Raw genomic sequence first — 859 nt, 5'->3', positions numbered from 1 at the left:
CCGTCACAATTGAAGCCAGGAAAATCTGCAAGTCCACTTCACTAACAAAGGCCTGCACCTCTTCACTGCAATTCTCCACCACCAGCTCAGGCTTGTTTGCCAACCGGGCGATTTCTCGGCTGAGGGTGCGGGTATCACAAAAGACATCCGCGCCAATCTGCGCCACCGGGATTTTCCGGTAGCCACTGGCCAGCGGTGCCAACTTGGGGCGCGGTGGCATTTCCGCCACGGTGACCGACTGCCATTGCAAGCCGGCATAACCCAGCATGGCACGCGCTTTCTCGGAAAACGGGGACAGCGTGTAGTGGTGCAGAATCAGTTCTGACATCTAGGCATCCTGAATGAAGTGGTCGGTGTACGGCAAGCCTCATATCCCCGCACGACAAGGTCAAGCATCCATTGCTGCGCCTCTGCGTTGGCAACTGGCAATATTTATAACCTCGTAACTAGACGACCGGTCTAATTAGCTGTTAAAGTGCCGCCCATGAATACGCAAACCGCCATCAATCAGCCAGATAAACACCGCGACACCCGCCAGCACCTGCTGGATACGGGCCGTGACATTCTGGCTGCCCGCGGTTTCAGCTCCGTCGGCTTGAGCGCCATCCTGCAAGCCGCCGGCGTGCCGAAAGGCTCGTTTTACCACTACTTTCAGTCCAAAGAGCAATTTGGCCAGGCGTTGCTGGAAGATTATTTTGCCAGCTACGTGCAAGACCTGGACGCCCGCTTCACCGATGACGATACCCCGGCCATCAGCCGGCTGATGCGGTACTGGCAGGATTGGCAGGAAAACTACTGCGGCCCCGCCGGCCTGCGCGATTGCCTGGTGGTCAAACTGAGCGCCGAAGTGGCCGACCTG

The 859-nt window shown here is 57.6% G+C and carries 2 protein-coding genes; one reads left to right on the top strand and one right to left on the bottom strand.

Translation table 11 applies throughout. From position 1 onward, the window contains the following. On the bottom strand, positions 1-328 hold a 328-nt coding region (locus A3754_RS25560; RefSeq protein WP_197468876.1), incomplete at its 3' end, for a glutathione S-transferase N-terminal domain-containing protein. Between the two features lie 156 nt (positions 329-484). Between A3754_RS25560 and A3754_RS25555 the strand changes: the two genes are divergently transcribed. Then, a partial coding sequence (locus A3754_RS25555; RefSeq protein ID WP_156497238.1) for a TetR/AcrR family transcriptional regulator occupies positions 485-859 on the top strand: 375 nt, incomplete at its 3' end.

It is taken from the genome of Alcanivorax sp. HI0083 (assembly GCF_001635175.1).
This window is presented reverse-complemented; position numbering and strand designations above follow the sequence as displayed.